The sequence below is a fragment of the Pseudoalteromonas simplex genome, from assembly GCF_015278155.1.
Lineage (GTDB): Bacteria > Pseudomonadota > Gammaproteobacteria > Enterobacterales > Alteromonadaceae > Pseudoalteromonas > Pseudoalteromonas simplex.
Map to the genome: position 1 here is coordinate 746,029 of NZ_JADILN010000002.1, position 17,700 is coordinate 763,728.

15 protein-coding genes are annotated in these 17,700 nt (G+C 41.8%); 9 read left to right on the forward strand and 6 right to left on the reverse strand.

Annotation, left to right across the window (positions count from 1 at the left end; all coding sequences use genetic code 11):
* The first annotated feature begins 423 nt into the window (after nt 1-423).
* The 5 genes from IRQ78_RS07255 (at nt 424) to IRQ78_RS07275 (ending at nt 6,699) form a co-directional block, all read left to right on the forward strand.
* Entirely contained in the window at nt 424-1,854 is a 1,431-nt protein-coding gene (locus IRQ78_RS07255; RefSeq protein WP_138616931.1) for a peptide MFS transporter, read from the forward strand.
* Between the two features lie 555 nt (nt 1,855-2,409).
* Entirely contained in the window at nt 2,410-3,456 is a 1,047-nt protein-coding gene (gene hppD / locus IRQ78_RS07260; RefSeq protein WP_194441700.1) for a 4-hydroxyphenylpyruvate dioxygenase, read from the forward strand.
* A gap of 155 nt (nt 3,457-3,611) precedes the next feature.
* Nucleotides 3,612-4,925, forward strand: a complete 1,314-nt coding sequence (gene fahA, locus IRQ78_RS07265; protein WP_054551781.1) for a fumarylacetoacetase — start codon at nt 3,612-3,614, stop codon at nt 4,923-4,925.
* 150 nt (nt 4,926-5,075) lie between these two features.
* The gene (locus IRQ78_RS07270; RefSeq protein WP_054551782.1) at nt 5,076-6,227 is read left to right on the forward strand and encodes a M23 family metallopeptidase; all 1,152 of its coding nucleotides are present in this window, start codon (nt 5,076-5,078) and stop codon (nt 6,225-6,227) included.
* Nucleotides 6,217-6,699 (forward strand): bactofilin family protein, encoded by a 483-nt coding sequence (locus tag IRQ78_RS07275; protein ID WP_054551783.1) that lies wholly within the window; start codon nt 6,217-6,219, stop codon nt 6,697-6,699. Before IRQ78_RS07270 ends, IRQ78_RS07275 begins: the two co-directional genes overlap by 11 nt.
* Here the strand turns inward: IRQ78_RS07275 and IRQ78_RS07280 are convergent.
* Complete coding sequence (locus IRQ78_RS07280) at nt 6,696-7,172, reverse strand: hotdog fold domain-containing protein (RefSeq protein WP_194441701.1); 477 nt, start codon at nt 7,170-7,172, stop codon at nt 6,696-6,698. The genes IRQ78_RS07275 and IRQ78_RS07280 overlap by 4 nt on opposite strands.
* Nucleotides 7,173-7,349: 177 nt before the next feature.
* Here IRQ78_RS07280 and IRQ78_RS07285 point away from each other — a divergent pair, with 177 nt between their 5' ends.
* The 4 genes from IRQ78_RS07285 to IRQ78_RS07300 all read left to right on the forward strand — a co-directional run bounded on the left by IRQ78_RS07285 (nt 7,350) and on the right by IRQ78_RS07300 (nt 11,790).
* Nucleotides 7,350-8,522 (forward strand): multidrug effflux MFS transporter, encoded by a 1,173-nt coding sequence (locus tag IRQ78_RS07285; protein ID WP_194441702.1) that lies wholly within the window; start codon nt 7,350-7,352, stop codon nt 8,520-8,522.
* 222 nt (nt 8,523-8,744) lie between these two features.
* Nucleotides 8,745-10,586, forward strand: a complete 1,842-nt coding sequence (locus tag IRQ78_RS07290) for a S8 family serine peptidase (protein WP_194441703.1) — start codon at nt 8,745-8,747, stop codon at nt 10,584-10,586.
* A 98-nt stretch (nt 10,587-10,684) separates the two neighbouring features.
* Nucleotides 10,685-11,317: a LysE family translocator gene (locus IRQ78_RS07295; protein ID WP_194441704.1), complete on the forward strand. Its 633-nt coding sequence runs from the start codon at nt 10,685-10,687 to the stop codon at nt 11,315-11,317.
* Nucleotides 11,318-11,325: 8 nt separating this feature from the next.
* Nucleotides 11,326-11,790: a methylglyoxal synthase gene (locus tag IRQ78_RS07300; RefSeq protein ID WP_054551787.1), complete on the forward strand. Its 465-nt coding sequence runs from the start codon at nt 11,326-11,328 to the stop codon at nt 11,788-11,790.
* 31 nt (nt 11,791-11,821) lie between these two features.
* Here IRQ78_RS07300 and yegD read toward each other — a convergent pair whose 3' ends face one another.
* The 5 genes from yegD to IRQ78_RS07325 form a co-directional block, all read right to left on the reverse strand.
* A complete protein-coding gene (gene yegD / locus IRQ78_RS07305; protein ID WP_194441705.1) occupies nt 11,822-13,189 on the reverse strand; it encodes a molecular chaperone in 1,368 nt (455 codons plus the stop codon).
* A gap of 67 nt (nt 13,190-13,256) precedes the next feature.
* Entirely contained in the window at nt 13,257-14,096 is an 840-nt protein-coding gene (locus IRQ78_RS07310) for a DNA ligase (protein WP_194441737.1), read from the reverse strand.
* Nucleotides 14,097-14,188: 92 nt separating this feature from the next.
* Nucleotides 14,189-14,845 carry an HAD family hydrolase gene (locus tag IRQ78_RS07315; protein WP_194441706.1) on the reverse strand — a complete coding sequence of 219 codons (657 nt, stop codon included), beginning with the start codon at nt 14,843-14,845 and terminating at the stop codon, nt 14,189-14,191.
* Between the two features lie 48 nt (nt 14,846-14,893).
* The gene (locus IRQ78_RS07320) at nt 14,894-15,193 is read right to left on the reverse strand and encodes a hypothetical protein (protein ID WP_119853425.1); all 300 of its coding nucleotides are present in this window, start codon (nt 15,191-15,193) and stop codon (nt 14,894-14,896) included.
* 110 nt (nt 15,194-15,303) lie between these two features.
* Complete coding sequence (locus tag IRQ78_RS07325) at nt 15,304-17,565, reverse strand: TonB-dependent receptor (protein ID WP_194441707.1); 2,262 nt, start codon at nt 17,563-17,565, stop codon at nt 15,304-15,306.
* Nucleotides 17,566-17,700 lie beyond the last annotated feature (135 nt).

A 17,700-nucleotide genomic window follows, 5' to 3' on the forward strand; every position in this document is an offset into this window, starting at 1 on the left:
TTTTGGACAATTTAAAGTACTTGCTCAGCTATCCAGATGCCAAAAGATCCGCTTTCATTGCAATAAATTACACCTACCCAAACAAAAATAACTCATCACATAAACTTAAAATGAATTGCTAAGTATTACTGACAAGTATCAAGTAATCTTAAATTGGTTGTATTTGGTAAGGTTAAGTTAACGCAACAAATGGTGTACCTACCGCAAGATCTTCCCCTGACCAAGAGGTCTATGTATACTGTAGCGCACTTGTAGCTAGGATAAGGGTGTGTCCTATACCCTTAAGTTCATAACTTGAGCAACAAACCATTATCTTAGCTGCATCAAAAAAACATGGCCGCCCGTTCACTCAATAAATTACATAGAACGACCAAAGCAAAAACAATAAGGCCTCAAATAAAAACTTAGAGTTAGGAAGTAAATATGAGTTCATTACCTAAAGCAGGTGACTTTTTAGGGCATCCTAAAGGGTTATTCCTGTTGTTCGGCACAGAAATGTGGGAACGATTCGGTTACTACGGCATGCGCGCCATTTTAGTTTTATATTTAGTAGCGCTTGTACAAGAAGGTGGTTTTGGTTGGTCAAATGCAGACGCATTGAGCCTATATGGTACCTTCACAATGGCTGTATATATCACACCACTATTCGGTGGTTGGTTAGCCGATAACGTATTAGGACAACGTAAAGCAATTATCCTTGGTGGTTTATTAATGGCTGCAGGCCATTTCACTATGGGTATTCCTCACAGCTATTTAGCTGGCCAAGAAGAAAATATTTTCTACATTGGTTTAACACTTCTTTGCATTGGTAACGGTTTATTCAAGCCAAACATTTCAACTATGGTAGGTGATCTATACAAAGAAGGTGACCAACGTCGTGATGGCGCGTTCACTATCTTCTACATGGGTATCAACCTAGGTGGTGCATTAGGTCCTCTAGTTGCGGGTTATGCTGCAGCTGCAATGGGCTGGCAATGGGGTTTCATCGTAGCTGGCGTAGGTATGGTGATCTCAGTTCTTCTCCAACTTGCACTAAGTAATAAATACTTAGGCGAAATCGGTGTAGTGCCTTCAGCTAAGCTTTCTCAAGCACAATCTGAATCAAATACTAAAGAGCCATTAACGAAAGTTGAAACTGACCGAATTAAAGTTATCTTTACTATGAGTGTATTTAGCATCATCTTCTGGATGGGCTTTGAACAGGCGGGTGGTTTAATGAACCTTTTCGCTAACGATTACACAGACCGTATGTTACTTGGTTTTGAAGTGCCTGCTTCATGGTTCCAATCTTTAAATTCAATTTTCATCATTGTATTTGCACCTTTAGTTGCCATTATTTGGTTAAAGCTTGATAAACGTGAACCTAATTCACCAGTTAAATTTGCTATTGCACTTATTTTCTTAGCACTTGGTTTCATCACTATGATCTTCGCGTTAATGACACAAGGTCAAGGTGAGCACCTACAAATTAGCATGATGTGGTTAGTATTATTCTACTTATTCCACACACTAGGTGAGTTATGTTTATCTCCAATTGGTCTATCTATGGTGAGTAAACTTGCACCTCTTCGTCTAGCTTCAATGCTTATGGGTATTTGGTTCCTATGTACAGCGGTTGCAAACAAGATTGCTGGTTTCGTAGGTTCATTCCTAGGTGAAGGTGAAGAAGCGTTAGACAACGCGATGGGTATCTTCATTGGTTTAGGCGCAACAGCGGTACTTTCTGCTGTGATCATGTACTTACTAAGCGACAAACTTGTAGCTTGGATGCATGGTGCTGAAGGCCAACACGAGCCACAAACTACTGAGCACATCTTAGCTGAAGAGCTAGAAGTGACAGCTGAAAAGCAATAAAACTCAATCCCCACAGCTAGAGCTGTGGGGATACTTATAGCTTAATAGGCTACTAGTTAATAGTAGCAAAGTCACATACACTCCCCTTTCTGCCATTAATCTTTCCGATATTACTTTCTAATTTGAAACATTAACTCAAGAACGCTTCCATACAATGGCATAACTCCTATTTAAAAACTCTCAATTTCTGAACTTCGTTTAATCATAAACTTGAGATACCAGCCCTTAACAACCAGCATAAAAATGTAAACAATTCGATACATTCACTCTAACTTTATTTGGCGAAAACAAAACGAATAAAATACAAAAAAGCTTATAAATATCAGCTCATTAAATATTTATTAACGGCGCTTTATTTACTCTTTTTGATCTTTATTTTTACTATTTTCACTTCACATGATGAAATTAAAACCATTGTCTCATTAAATTTACAAAAGGGACTTTGGCTAAATAACGCTGTGATCTTCCCCAAATTGAATTTCTGGTTAATCATCCGCTCATTACATAACAATAATTCTTTTTAGCGCAGTGCTTATAATTGCGGGAGTAATGACAATGAGCGAAGTAAATAATCCGTTAGGCCTAATGGGCATTGAATTCACTGAATACGCAACACCTGATGCAGATTACATGGACAAAGTGTTTACTGATTTTGGCTTCTCAAAGCTAAAAAAATTCAAAGGTAAAGACATTGTTTACTATAACCAGCATGACATTCATTTCTTACTAAACAATGAGCGTGAAGGTTTCTCTGCTGAATTTGCTAAAAGCCACGGCCCGGCAATCTGTTCTATGGGCTGGCGTGTAGAGAATGCACAAAAAGCATTCGAAGTTGCTGTTGAGCGCGGTGCAAAACCTGCGACAGACTCAACTCACAAAAGCTTACCATACCCTGCTATTTACGGTATCGGCGACAGCTTAATTTATTTCATCGAGCAATTTGGCGACAAAGGTTCTATCTATGAGTCAGATTTTGAAGATTTAAGCGAGCAAAACATTGTTGAAGACAAAGGCTTCATCCGTATCGACCATTTAACCAATAACGTTTATAAAGGCACGATGGAAACATGGGCTAACTTCTATAAAGACGTATTTGGTTTTACTGAAGTTCGTTACTTTGACATTAAAGGTCAAAAAACAGCGTTATTATCTTACGCACTAAAATCGCCGTGCGGCACTTTCTCGATTCCAATCAACGAAGGTAAAGATAACAACAACAACCAAATCGATGAGTACTTAAATGAGTACAATGGTCCGGGTGTACAGCATTTAGCATTCCTAACGAATGACCTAGTAAGCTCACTTGATAAGCTTGACCAATCAACGATTGCGACACTAGATATCATCCCAGAGTACTACGACACCATTTTTGACCGTGTGCCTTGGGTTAAAGAAGACAAAGAGAAGATCCGAAAGCATCAAATCCTTGTAGATAGCCAAAGCGAAAACTGTTATCTACTGCAAATTTTCTCGAAGAACCTATTTGGTCCTATCTTCATCGAGATGATCCAACGTGTAGATGACGGCGGTTTTGGTGAAGGTAACTTCCAAGCCCTTTTCGAGTCAATCGAGCGTGATCAAGAGCGTCGTGGTGTAATCTAGTTCATCATGATGAATAAAAAGCAGCGTGTGGTTTGGGTAAATTCACACGCTGCTTTTTGTCGTTTTAAATTCTGTTTTAAACTAACTGTTTAAATTGCGTTGATTGCCTCCATATAGATAACTAATAAATCAGCGCGAACCAATAAGGAAAGAGTATGAGCCTAATTAACGAAACCCACGATATTAATCTAAAAAGCTGGGTTGCATCTGCTAACGAAGCGAACTGTGACTTCCCAATTCAAAACCTTCCTTTTGCAGAAGTACGTCGTAAAAATTCAGACGAAGCGTTCCGTGGCGCTGTAGCTATTGGTGATCAAGTTATCGACTTAGCAAAAGTAAATGAACTTGGTTTATTCTCAGGTGATGCACAGATTGCCGTTAAAGCTGCAAGCCAAGCTACACTCAATGAATTTATGGGTCTTGGTCAGCAGTATTGGTCTGCACTGCGTCTAGCGTTATCAAAAGCACTTCGTGAAGGTGCCAGTGAGCAAGCGCAATTAAGCGAAGCGCTTATCGCTCAAGCAGACATCGAATTTGCACTACCGTGCCGTATTGGTGATTACACTGACTTTTATACCTCTATTTACCACGCAACAGCGGTAGGTAGTCTATTCCGCCCTGATAACCCACTTCTACCTAACTACAAATGGGTACCAATTGGTTATCACGGCCGTTCATCGTCAATTGATGTATCTGGTCAAACGTTCCACCGCCCTAATGGTCAAACTAAAGCGCCAGATGCAGAAGTACCATCATTCGGCCCGTGTAAACGCCTTGACTACGAACTTGAGTTAGGTATTTACCTTGGTAAAGGTAATGAATTAGGCGATGCAATTGCCATCGAAAATGCTGAAAACCACGTATTTGGATTCTGTGTATTTAATGACTGGTCTGCACGTGATTTACAAGCGTGGGAATACCAGCCGCTTGGTCCATTCCTTGCGAAAAACTTCGCTTCGACAGTATCACCTTGGATTGTTACGACAGAAGCACTGGCACCATTTAGAACAAACTGGACACGTGACGAAAACGATCCACAACCAATGGATTATTTAGAGTCAGCTCATAACCGTGAGTTTGGTGCATTTGATATCAAAATGGATGTACAAATCGAAACTGAAAAGATGCGTGCAGCCGGCGAAGCACCAACACAAGTATCTAAATCAAGCTTCAAGCACTCTTACTGGACAGTTGCGCAAATGGTGACTCACCACACTGTAAATGGCTGTAACTTTCAACCAGGCGATATGTTAGGTTCGGGTACGCAATCAGGCCCTGAGCACGAAGAAGCAGGTTCATTATTAGAGCTTTCTCGCGGTGGTAAAGAAAAGATCACCCTTGCTAATGGTGAGCAACGTGCTTTCTTAGAAGACGGCGACAACGTAATCATGCGTGGTTGGTGCGAAAAAGACGGTTTTGCACGAATTGGTTTTGGTTCAGTTGAAGGAACCGTGCTACCTGCTAAATAAAAGTAACTCACTATTTTTATTTCCAGAACAATTATTAAGGGCATTTTTTGCCCTTTTTTTTGTGCTTTTTCAGCTGAGTTACAATTTTTTGCTGGCTTTTTTAACTGAGGTTGCTATCTTAACTCGGTTATTAGTTAAATTTTGTACGCCATGTTAGTTAAACTTAAGTCTTTTTATCGCACGTTTTTTCCAGCTCGACAGCTGTTGATCCGTCAAAATGGCGAAGTAAAACACTTGGTATTAGCGCCTTGGCTACAATTGACGACCTTAATGGTTATTTTAATAGCCATTGCTTGGCTTAGTATCTCAACACTTCAAATCATTTCACAAGCAGACAAGATAACCAGCATTGAGCAAAAACAGGTTACCAAGCAGCAAGAGTGGAAAAAGCAGCACTTTCAACAGCAAGCTGCCTATGAAAAACAATTAGAGCAACTAGCAATTCTTGAGCAAAAACAAGCGCTATTGCAAAGCATGATTGAATCACTACCAGAATCGATGAACAAACCCACCTTGCCAAACGATGCTGAACCTCTACTTTTACCGATTAAAGAAAATGCTGAAGATTTTCATGCTCCTTTAGAAGATGAGCAGCAACCAAAACAAGTAAAACACTTAGAAAGTATGACTGAGCGTTTAGCACGTCTTGATGCGGCTTATAATCGTAGTTTCGTAGTGCTAGATGAACAAATCAAATTACGCCATCAAGAAATTGTTGCCATGCTCGAAGGGGCTGGTCTTGATAGCAGTCTAGCCAATACCTCAATACTTGAAAGCTCAGACACAGCCCAGGGTGGCCCGTTAGACTTGTTTGACGAATCAAGAATTCCTGCTGAATTTTTAGCAATTGCCGACAACTTACTAGCGTTAAACAACCTAGAAAACTTGCTGAGTGAGTTACCACAAACACTCCCTGCTGCTGACTACTATATTTCTAGCAGTTTTGGCCTACGCAAAGACCCAATGAATGGCCGCCGTGCTTTTCATAAAGGTGTTGATTTAGCAGGTTGGCATAAAACCGAAATTTTTGCTCCAGCCGATGGCACCGTACTTCGTGCAGGTCGTAATGGCGGCTATGGCAACTTTATCGAACTACAACACAAAAATGGCTTCGTTACTCGCTTTGGCCACCTTAATAAAATTAAGGTTAAAAAAGGCCAAACAGTAACTAAAGATGATGTCATCGGTTTAATGGGTAGTACTGGCCGTAGTACCAGTACCCACCTACATTACGAAGTTTTAGTGAATGGCAAACATGTCAATCCAGTTAAAATAACAAAGGCGCTTTCTCGTGTTCGGTAAAAAAAAACAATCAACAGCTAGTTCGTCTGGCTCATCATTAAAAAGAACCAACCATACTCCTTCTATTATTTCTGAAGACGTACGCTTAACAGGTAGCCTTACCAGCCAAGGTGAGGTTCAACTTGATGGTCGTATCGAAGGCGACTTACATGTTAAACACTTAGTGATTGGTCACACAGGTATGATTGAAGGTGTTATCGAAGCAGACAGTGTGGTCGTAAAAGGTAAAATCATTGGTTCACTCATTGCCAACAAAGTGACAATTGAAAGTACTGCTGAAGTCCATGGTGATGTATTTCACGACACTTTAAGTATTGAAGCCGGAGCTATCATTGAAGGCAGCTTAAAACATCGTCACGAAGAAGATAATGTGGCGCCTATTAAGCCTGAAGAACAAACGAGTACTTCAATATTGGCTGATGATGACAACGACTTGTCGTTTGTAAACAAACAAGCCGCTGATAAGTCTTAACGTTTTTTGGCGGTTACATACATAGTGATATCCGCGGTGAAGACAAGTTCATCGCGGCTATTGTAAACCTTAACGGGCACTAGCAAATCCTGCTTTTCTAGCCACTCACTCGGCACGTCTATCTGTGCAACTGCACGCATATCTGTGTCAATTTTTGCTAAGTAGTTCACTGTCATGCCTTTTGGGATCCAGCGATGCGTTTTTGCAGGTACCGTTGCATCAACCATTAAACCTGCGCATAGCTCTGCCACATTGCACTGTGCAATTGCATGGATGGTACCAATGTGATTATGGATCGCGCGGCGATTTTTAACAGTTGCACTGCAATGCCCAGCAGTCAAATTTGTGATCAATGGCTTTATAGACCCAAAGTAAGGTGCTTTAAAGCACACGGCTTTACTAAACAACCAATTACCTTTTGGCAATGACTGACACTTAGTCCAAATTTTTAATAATGATGATGGTGAGCTCACGACGTTTATCCATTATTTTTATGATGTAAGATAAAAAACTAACACATCAGACCAGATAGCGAAATGGAAATTTTTTGTAAGCAGTTTTAATGATTACGTAAGTATTACACTTTTAGCCAAGTGAACGCTTTTCTTTTCCTTTAGGGGCACATAAAATACCGTTTTAAAGGAGAGCGAATGCAGTCACGCCAGCACAAAAACCTCAGCTTACTATTTATTCTTGGCCTTCTGGTTATCTTTAGCCCGTTAGCAATTGATATTTACTTACCCGCATTTCCGACTATTGCAGAACAATTCAGTGCTTCAGAAAAGCAAATTCAGCAAACCGTCGCTATTTTTATGCTTACCGTCGGACTTGGGCAGCTCATTGCAGGGCCATTAGCAGATAAATTTGGGCGTAAGCCTGTAGCAATAACCGGTGTGACAATTTATGGTTTAGCGGCGTTTGGCGCGTATTTAGCACCTGATTTTACAAGCCTGATGATTGCAAGAGCACTGCAAGGTTTGGGGGCCTGTGCCACATTTGTAGTAGCGTTTGCCATTGTAAGAGATCGATTTGGTAGTGAACGCAGCGGCCAAATTATTACTTATCTTAATGGTATCGTTTGCTTTATCCCTGCCCTCGCGCCAATTTTAGGCGCTTGGCTCACAGTACAGTTTGGCTGGCGCATGAACTTTTTATTCATGGCTGTATTTGCACTCATTGGTTTATTCATAACCTTGTTAATGTATAAAGAAACCCGCCCTGCAGATAGTGTATATAGTGGTCATATTCTTGACCTGCGCCGTTTTATGCCAATTATCAGCACGCCATTGTTTTTATTCCATAGCTTAATTTGCTTGGTAACTATGTCGGCTATTTTAGTCTTCGTTACGCTAGCGCCTGGCTGGCTTATTACAGAATTAGGTGGCAGTGTTACCGACTTTACTTTCTGGTTTACCTGTAATGCGGTATTGAGCATTGTTGCAAGCTTTATAATGCCACTGTACATCAAACGTCAACCAAAGCGCGCGCTAAAAGCAGGACTCCTGCTGCTTGTAATCGCAGGAGCCTTAATGTTGGCCTTTAGCCAACAACGTACTGCGCTTGCGTTGATGTTTCCGATGTTTATTGCTGCGTTTGGTTTTGCACTGACACTTGGCTCATCAGCAGGCCGTGCATTAAGTTTGTTCCCTAAACAAGCAGGTACGGCTTCAGCACTTATAGGCTTAATGCAAATGAGTGGCGCAAGTTTATTAGTGTTTATAACGCAATTGTTAAATTTGACTACACCGGTATTAATTGGCGTACATTTTTTAATGCTCATCCCATTTGCCTACTTATTGATCAAACATAAGCATTTGTCATAAAAAGTTTTATCATACTTTTAGTTATATCGGGTAAATGAGAATCGTTATATTCTATTTACCCGTTTAGACATCCTGTTATTTCCTACCGTTATAAAAAGCATCTTTCTAGAATAATTTGTTCCAGTTTTGTGGATTATTTTGCTTGTACCCATTGCCTCATTAAACTATTGTTTACTCGCGTTAACACTTGGTTAACTCGAAAACAGGTTTGGGACACGAATTATGAAAAAGAATAAATTAGCATTAGCACTGATCATCAGTGGACTATGTGCAGCAGGAACTGCAAACGCAGCAAATGACCGTTACATCATCCAAGTAGACAATAATAAAAAAGGCGTAGTTAAAGCCCTCGCTAAAAAGCTTGGGGGTGATATTAAAGTTGATGGTAATGGCTTCATTGCAGCGCAATTTACAGGTCATGACCTTGCAAGTGTAAAAGGCTTATTAAACAACCCTCACATCAAACTAGTTGAAGAAGATCAAAAGCGTGTACCAATGGCGCTTTATAACGATGACGCTGGTAATGCAATGCAGCAGCAATTAACGCCTTACGCAGTTTACCAATCACAAGCTGATCAAGTTACCTTCGATGCAAATGCTGGCATGAAAGTATGTGTAATTGACTCAGGTTTAGATGCTACAAACCCTGATTTCATTTGGGGTAACATTACAGGTGATAATGACAGTGGCACAGGCAACTGGTACGACAATGGTGGTCCACATGGTACTCACGTAGCAGGTACTATTGGCGCAGCAGACAACAATGTTGGTGTGGTTGGTATGGCACCAGGTGTGGCAATGCACATCATCAAAGTATTCAACGCTGAAGGCTGGGGTTACTCTTCAGACTTAGCACACGCAGCAGATTTATGTTCTCAAGCAGGTGCAAATATCATCAGCATGAGCCTTGGTGGCGGTGGTTCAAATAGCACCGAGTCTAACGCATTTGCTACTTTCACAAGTGCTGGCGGTTTAGTTGTTGCTGCAGCGGGTAACGATGGTAACAGCGTACGTTCATACCCTGCAGGCTACCCATCAGTAATGATGGTTGGTGCAAATGATGCGAACAACCAAATTGCAGATTTCTCGCAGTTCCCTAGCTGTACATCTGGTCGTGGTAAACGTGCTACTACAGATGAAACTATCTGTGTTGAAGTAACAGCAGGTGGTGTGGATACACTTTCTACTTACCCTGCTGGAATGGCAACGTCAGCTAGCTTAGCAGCTGATGGCGCAGGCTTTGCGACTTCATCAATGGAAAACTCAGGCAATGCATCAGGCACGGCGTATTACATGGGTACTGCTGAAAGCGTAGATGCTGGCGCAGCGGGCAAAATTTGTATGATTGACCGCGGCAATATCTCGTTCTATGACAAGGTAAATAACTGCGAGAACTCAGGCGGTATCGGGGCTGTTATAATCAATAACGAAGCAGGCATGTTATACGCTACACTAGGCGAAACTAACGATACAACAATTCCAGCTGTCGGTGCGGCACTTGAAGACCGCTCAGCTCTTCTTTCAAGCACAACTATTGGTATCGCAATTGGTACTAGTGATTATGGTTTCATGAGCGGTACATCAATGGCAACGCCTGCTGTTTCAGGTATCGCAGCGCTAGTGTGGTCAAATCACCCTGAGTGTACGGGTACAGAAATCCGTGATGCACTAAAAGCAACGGCAGAAGATCAAGGTGCTTCTGGTCACGATGTTTACTTCGGTCACGGTATTGTTAAAGCAGCTGACGCAGATGCATACCTAACAGCCAATGGCTGTGCAGGTGGTGGCGATAATGGCGGTGGCACAACACCAGGTGGTGATGATATTAGTCTTTCTACTTCAGGTTATAAGTCAAAAGGCACTAAATACATTGATTTAAGCTGGAGTGGCGCTGCTACAAGCACTGTAGATGTTTACCGTAATGGTAGCAAAGTAGGCTCAGTAGCAAACACTAACAGTTATACTGACACTATCACAACAAAAGGTGGTGGCACTTACACTTACCAAGTATGTGAAGCACAAAACACAACTGTTTGTTCAAACAACAGCACTGTGACGTTCTAATACTTTCCCCAACCCAAATTAGCGGGCATTGATTGCCCGCTTTTTCTTTTTCTAGAAGCTTGTTAAAATCAACTACCTAGCTTTTTATCTTTGTGCCGATGATCAATCCAGAATTTCTACTGTCGTTTTTAGGCGCCAGCTTTTTAATTGCCGTAGCCCCCGGCCCTTCTAATGCATTTTTAATGGCACAAACCTTTGCCAATGGCCGTAAAGCCGGGATGCAAAGTGCTTTTGGTTTTGCCTTAGGTGGTGTGGTGCATACTTTTTTTGCGGTGGTGGGTTTAACAGCAATTTTAAAAGCGTCGACTGTTGCCTATACCACGGTGCAGTATTTAGGTGCGGCGTACCTGTGCTATTTGGGCATAATGACGCTAAAAGACACCTTCACACAGCCTGAGTCAGAGTGCGACGAGAAACCCCATGTAAGTACCAGTAAAAAGCAAAATGTGATGTTTCAAGCAATGATGACCGAGGTACTCAATCCTAAAGTCGCTCTATTCTTTATTGCGTTTATTCCGCAGTTCGTCGATCCGAGCTTATCTTCAACGACCTTTCAGCTCGCTTTTTTTGGCTTACTCTACCCACTTTTTGCTTTTCCGATCGACTGCACGTATATTTATTTCGGCGATAAGATAGCCAGTTATTTTCGTGAGCACCCACAAACCCAAATTTGGATTGATCGGATCACGGGGCTGGTGTTTATTGCACTAGCAATTAACCTATTGATATAAGAGCACTTATGGAACAAAAACAACAAGCCTTACCAGCCAAAAAGAATATTGCCCTCGTAGCCCATGATGGTAAAAAAGCTGCCCTTCAGGCGTGGTGTGAAAAACACCAAGACATTTTAAGTAAGCACACGCTATACGGTACGGGTACAACCGGTCATTTAATCGAGCGTACAACAGGGCTTGAAGTGATTAAGCTGCTAAGCGGCCCTATGGGTGGCGATCAACAACTTGGTGCTAAAATTGCTGAACATGAAGTGCACATGCTGGTGTTTTTCTGGGATCCACTTGCATCGCAGCCACACGACCCAGATGTAAAAGCATTACTGCGTTTAGCTGCGGTTTGGAATATTCCTGTTGCCTGTAATGAAGTCAGTGCCGATATGCTATTAAGCTCACCTATGATGGAAACTGAGTTGTGCCGCACGTTGCCAGATTACGAAAAATACCTCGCAACGCGCCAAGTGACTCTTTAGTTCTATAAGTCGATATATCAAAGTGGGGCGATTAGCTATAAAGCTTATGCGCCCACTTAGTTAAACCTGCAGTCACACTACCAAAGTGATCGCCGTTCAGCATTGCAATATCACCTAAATGGGCTTTTAACGCAGCCTTGATAAGCGGTGATTGTGCACTACCGCCCGTTAGGTAAATAACATCAGGCGTTGTACCTGCTTCTTGAATCGCTTGTTTAGCTAGGCTCACTATCTGGCTTATCGAATCATCAACGGCTAAAGCGAGATCTTTTAGCGTTAAGCACTGCGTTAAGTCTGAATCTAAGAAGCGCAAATCTGTAGTAAATTCATTCGCTGATGAGAGCGCAATTTTTGCCGCTTCGCCTTGCTGCACTAATTGATGACCTTGCTTATTTTGCTGCAATTGAATTAAGCGTTTAAAAAGCGCAGGCTCTTTGACTTCACGAAGTTGAGTCAGTAACTCACGATGATGGGCATCGCTATAAAACTGACTTTGCAGATTTACATCATTAATTTTACAAGCTTGCCAAAACGGTTGATTCGGCAGTGGAAGTCCCGATTTAAACTCAGTGCCTAAACCTAGTAATGGCATTAAGCCATGAAAGCTCAGCGCAATATCTAAATCATTTCCACCCACACGCTTACCACTGTGAGCTAAAAAGTCATTGTCACGGCACTGCTTGTCACGAAAGCTCGGCCCCATTTGTACAAATGAGCAATCGCTAGTCCCCCCGCCAATATCGACAACCAACACTTTTTGGTCTTGCTGCAATGAGGTTTCATAATCAATCCCCGCCGCTAACGGCTCATATAAAAATGAGACCTCTTTAAAGCCTGCGCGTTTTGCTGCTCGCTCTAATATGCCGAGCGCTTGTTGATTAGACTCTTCACCACCGACTGATTGAAAGTTTACCGGTCGTCCAATTACCGTTTCTGTTAATATGTCTTGCAAAGATTGCTCGGCGCGTTGTTTAATTTTTAAAATCATCGCCGTGGCAATGTCTTCAAAGAAGTTTATTTGCCCTTGCTTTAAGCCTACTGCACCAAAGAATGACTTAGGTGATTTTACAAAGTAACCTTCTTCAGGAAATTGCACATACTCGCTAATTGCTTCGCGACCTATAAATAAGGTCTCATCACCAGCTTGAATATCGAGGTCAGATTTAATCCGAGGAATGGTATTTAAAAGCGCTTGTCGCTCAGTTTTAAAGTCGTGCTCAAACGGGCTACCTGTCAGATGTTTTGTGACAAAATCGACAACTAATGCACTGTGATGAGTATAAAGTGTTGAGGGTAAATACTGTTTGCCTTGCTCAAGGGGTACTAAAGAGACTTGTTGCTCATTATCCATTACACCGATTGCACAATTTGAGCTACCGTAATCAAAGCCAGCAAACATTCTAACACCTATACATCAATAAAAAGGCCGCGAAATTTACCATAGTCGCAGCCATTTTTGAATGACGCTATGGCGTTTCATGCAAAAAGCTTGCAAAACGTGGTAGGCCATTTTTAGTAAAGCCATGATATTTGTAGGTAATAGTACTACCTATCGCTGGAGGCGATGATCTTTGTTGATCGGTAAACCCCGAGCCAATTTTAAATTCGGTCCCATCACTGCTGCGCACTTTAAGTGCACCAAGCATATTTTTAAACTTACCCTTTCCTGCGATATAACCGATTACAACCGCTTCAGCGTCAAAATAAGGCTTTAACTTTAACAATGCATCACTACGCCCTGTACTGTGCTTAGCTGAGGCTAAATGCAGCATGACGCCCTCAGCACCTTGTGCGACTAGCTCATCCATAAACAAACTAAGTTGCTTGTTATCGTTAAAATGTTTTTGCTCAACAGCTTTAATATGCTCAATTTTCAGCTGGTTTACTAACCTTGAATAGTTTTCATAGCGCTGACTAAACGACTTTGCGGCATCAGGCATATCAAATATCATGTAACTGACGGTTTGCCATTCAGACTCTACAGGTGTGACTTTTCGAACAATCCCGCTCACATTGGCAAAGTCTTGGCGCTTAGTCCAAAGCTCTCCATCAAGCCAAACATCTGGCAGCGGCGCGGTAAACCACTTTGGCGCATAAATTGGGTTACCATTTCGGGTTACTAATTGACTCCCAGTCCAAATAGCTCGAACGCCATCATATTTTTCACTAACTAAATAGTCAGATACATTTACCTTTTCGGCTTGATAGACGTTTGCTAAAAGGACTGAAGGAGCTTGTTGCGCCTCGGCTGAAAAGCCTATAAATAAAGTGATTGCGCATAAAAGCGCACGAGTGAATTTAACCATCATTGCTTCCTTGCAAATTTGTGAGTTTTAAAGTGGCTATTCCTGCTTAATCATAACCACTTAACAATAGCTGTTTTGTGATTGCCAGCTAATTATAGTTTAGTTTCTAGCCATTTGAAAAATTCGTTCAAATCAGCAAACACACCCGCGGCTTTACTAAAATCATGCTCTAACGTGAAATGATTTGGTATCGCATACACAGCAACACCAGCATTGCTCGCAGCGGTAACACCGGTATAAGTATCTTCAACTGCTACGGCTTCATTAGCTGTAATATTTAACGTATCAAGAGCTAGTTGATAAGGGTCACCAGCAGGTTTAGGATTGTTAACATCATCTTTGGTAACCACACAATCAAACCAATCAAAAATGCCATAGCCTTTTAAAATAGGATAGGCTTCATTTTTTGCACTGCCAGTTACTAAAGCCATTTTTAAACCACTGGCTTTTACTTGCTCTAGCACTTCTCTAGCGCAAGGCATATAGGCGGGTAAATGAGTACTAACAAAATGGCCAAATGCCGCGTACTTATCATCCGTTAACTGCTCTGGATTGATACTAAGCCCATAACTTTCAACAACCTCCTTTGCGGCTTCAAATGTTGGTCTGCCAGAAAAGCGCTTACAAAAAGTAGCTTCATCATACTGCACGCCAAAAGGGGCTAATAAATCATTCCAAATATTAAAATGCACACTTTCAGAGTCAACCAAGGTGCCATCCATATCAAACAATACTGCTTTTAAAGTCATCCTCATTCCTTCAAAGTAAAAAGGTGCCATAGGCACCTTTAAATATGATTATTCTGTTAAGCCCGCAGGTGGCTCAGCAAACGCTTCTTCGCCTGTTTCTACATCAACCAGCTCGTAGCCACGTTGCTTTCTTACCACTTTTAAAATCGGCTTAGAAAACGCTGTTTTTAAACGTTCTGCATCTGCTTCAAGTTCTTCGACTGTATTACCAAATGGTGCTGCACCGGTTTCTGACCAATTAGTCACTTTACCATTTAAGTTATATTCAACTTCATGAATTTGATATTGTGCCGCTTCATCTTTTGTTGCTTCACAAAAAATGACACGGTAGTTCCAAAATCCAGCCATAGTTATTCTCTTTCTCTTCAATTAATCCTGCCACTTTAGCAGTTACCAACGCGATTATAAACGAAAAAACCCGCTATACAGCGGGTTTTAATAGGACTTATTATTTCAGCTTAGAAGAAGCTTACTTTGAACTCAGCACCGATGTAACGCTCTTCGTTCACCATTGCTGTGTTGTTATTGAAGTCGATAGCACCGATTGATTGTTGCTCGTCGAACATGTTACGAACGAATGCTGATACTTCATATTCGTTGTCGCCTTGTGCCCAAGCATAACCTGCACGTAAACCTACTTCAGTTAATGGCTTGCCTTCAAACTCAACTGACTCGTATAAGAAGTAGTTGATTTCGCTGCGGTAAGACACGTCAGCGTAAGTGAAGAATTCACCGTCAGCTACTTCGCGGCTATAGCGTAATGTAAGGTTAGAGATCCACTCAGGTGCGTGAGGTAAGCTGTTACCATCAAGGATAGCTTGGCCTGCGCTGTTTAATGAGTTTGTTACAGTACACTGCGCACATACGTCAACGGCTAGGTCTTTATCGTCAAGCTCAGTGTTGTTGTAGCTTAAGTTAAATGTAGCGTTTAGGTTGTCAGTTAATACCCACTCAGTGTCTAACTCAAAACCGTAACCAGTTGTCTTATCAGCATTAACTAAACGGTTGAAGTTTGCACCACCACCTACAGCTGTTAATTGTTGGTCATCCATTGTGTAATAGAACACAGTTGCATTTACACGACCTTGGCCGTCAAGTACGTCTGATTTGATACCTGTTTCGAATGACGTCACAGTTTCAGACTCAGCAACAGTAACTTCATCACCGAATAAGATACGACCTTGGATACTTGGTGCACGGAAGCTGTTAGCAACACGCGCGTACCAGTTTACGTCATCGTTGATCTTGTAGTTAGCAGATAAATCCCAGCTAACGTGGTCGTCACTTGGGTTTTCTGTTAGGAATAACGCACCGCCACCTGCTGGGCTTAAAGTACGGTTTGCAGAGAATTCTTTTTCGTCATCTGAGTAACGTAGTCCTGCAGTGATTTTTAAATCATCTGTGATTGTGTAATCTAATGAACCGAATACCGCCCATGCTTTAGTATCTTGCTGCTGGATAACATAGCCGTTTAACTCACCCGGTGTTGAACCGTATGTATCGTAGCTGAAGTTTTCGATTGTTAACGCTTCGTCAAAGTAGAATACACCTACTTGGAAGTTTACGTCACCAGCATAGTTGCTAGATAAACGAAGTTCTTGCGTATATTGGTCTTGATCTGGAATGCCGTCAGCACTTTCAGAGTAGAATGGGATAAAACCAGGGCCCATATCTGGTAAATAGCTTGCACCGTAACCACCGTCGATGTCAGCGCGAGAATAGATTTCAGCACTTTCCCATGCAGAGATTGACGTAAGAGTTAAATCATTGATATCCCACTCAAGCTTTAAGCTTGCGCCTTGAGATTCAACTTGCTGTGTCGCACGAGAAGCCGCATCGTGGTAAACCACATCGTGCTCAAAATTATCTACTAAGTCGTTTGAACCCGCTTTAATAGCGTTACCACGGAATGCGATTGGCTTACCGTCCATATCACGAACGTGGTAGTTGAAAAGACCTGTGAAATCGTCACCTTCGTATAAAAACTGAATACGTGCCGCTTTTTCAGTGTAACCACCTAAAACGTCATCTTGTTCAAAACCTGGTGCACGATTATCAATATAATCGTCTTTTTCTTGCCAAAGTACAGAAACACGCGTTGATAAACGGTCAGTTAAGCCACCGCCAACAGCACCTTCAAAGTCAACTGCGCCACGGCTACCGTAAGATACTGAACCATAGCCTTCAAATTCTTGTGATGGTTTAACTGTATCAAATTTAACAAGGCCAGCCGGTGTATTACGACCGAATAAAGTACCTTGTGGGCCACGTAGAACTTCTACACGTGCTACGTCAAATACAGGGAAACCTTTTAAGATTGCATTCTCTTGAACAACTTCGTCTACAACTAACGAAACTGGTTGAGAAGCATTTAGGTCAAAGTCAGTGTTACCTAGACCACGAACATAAAAGCGTGGGAAAGAACGACCAAACGAAGATTCGATTGATAAGCTTGGGATCTTCGCGTTCATAAAACGAATATCCATACCAGCTGAGCTGTAAGCGTCTAAGTTGTCACCTTGTAATGCAGATACAGCAACAGGTACTTCCTGAGCATTTTCTACACGTTTACGTGCGGTGATTTGAATAACTTCTAGTTGGTTGTTTTTTGCTGCTGGCGCTTCGTCTGCAGCAAGAGTTGAAAATGAAGTACCTGCTACGGCAGAGAACAACGTTGCATTGATAAGTGTTGCTAACGTAGATCTTTTCATTGCTTTCATGTCGGGTTTTAACCTTTTTTATGCACTCTTATTCAACGGTGATGATGTTGCGTCAATTCATTTGACGGGCTCGGCCAATTTTTCGCGCCTTGTAATAAGCTGCGCGGACCTCTAAATCGAGAGTGCAAAACGAAG

Bases quoted from the DNA above. Each gene is read 5' to 3' on its own strand.
- IRQ78_RS07300 (WP_054551787.1), top strand. From the start codon at position 11,326: ATGGAACAAAAACAACAAGCCTTACCAGCCAAAAAGAATATTGCCCTC.
- IRQ78_RS07315 (WP_194441706.1), bottom strand. From the start codon at position 14,845: ATGACTTTAAAAGCAGTATTGTTTGATATGGATGGCACCTTGGTTGAC.
- fahA (WP_054551781.1), top strand. From the start codon at position 3,612: ATGAGCCTAATTAACGAAACCCACGATATTAATCTAAAAAGCTGGGTT.
- yegD (WP_194441705.1), bottom strand. From the start codon at position 13,189: ATGTTTGCTGGCTTTGATTACGGTAGCTCAAATTGTGCAATCGGTGTA.
- IRQ78_RS07325 (WP_194441707.1), bottom strand. From the start codon at position 17,565: ATGAAAGCAATGAAAAGATCTACGTTAGCAACACTTATCAATGCAACG.
- IRQ78_RS07295 (WP_194441704.1), top strand. From the start codon at position 10,685: ATGATCAATCCAGAATTTCTACTGTCGTTTTTAGGCGCCAGCTTTTTA.
- hppD (WP_194441700.1), top strand. From the start codon at position 2,410: ATGAGCGAAGTAAATAATCCGTTAGGCCTAATGGGCATTGAATTCACT.
- IRQ78_RS07255 (WP_138616931.1), top strand. From the start codon at position 424: ATGAGTTCATTACCTAAAGCAGGTGACTTTTTAGGGCATCCTAAAGGG.
- IRQ78_RS07270 (WP_054551782.1), top strand. From the start codon at position 5,076: ATGTTAGTTAAACTTAAGTCTTTTTATCGCACGTTTTTTCCAGCTCGA.
- IRQ78_RS07290 (WP_194441703.1), top strand. From the start codon at position 8,745: ATGAAAAAGAATAAATTAGCATTAGCACTGATCATCAGTGGACTATGT.
- IRQ78_RS07310 (WP_194441737.1), bottom strand. From the start codon at position 14,096: ATGGTTAAATTCACTCGTGCGCTTTTATGCGCAATCACTTTATTTATA.
- IRQ78_RS07285 (WP_194441702.1), top strand. From the start codon at position 7,350: ATGCAGTCACGCCAGCACAAAAACCTCAGCTTACTATTTATTCTTGGC.
- IRQ78_RS07320 (WP_119853425.1), bottom strand. From the start codon at position 15,193: ATGGCTGGATTTTGGAACTACCGTGTCATTTTTTGTGAAGCAACAAAA.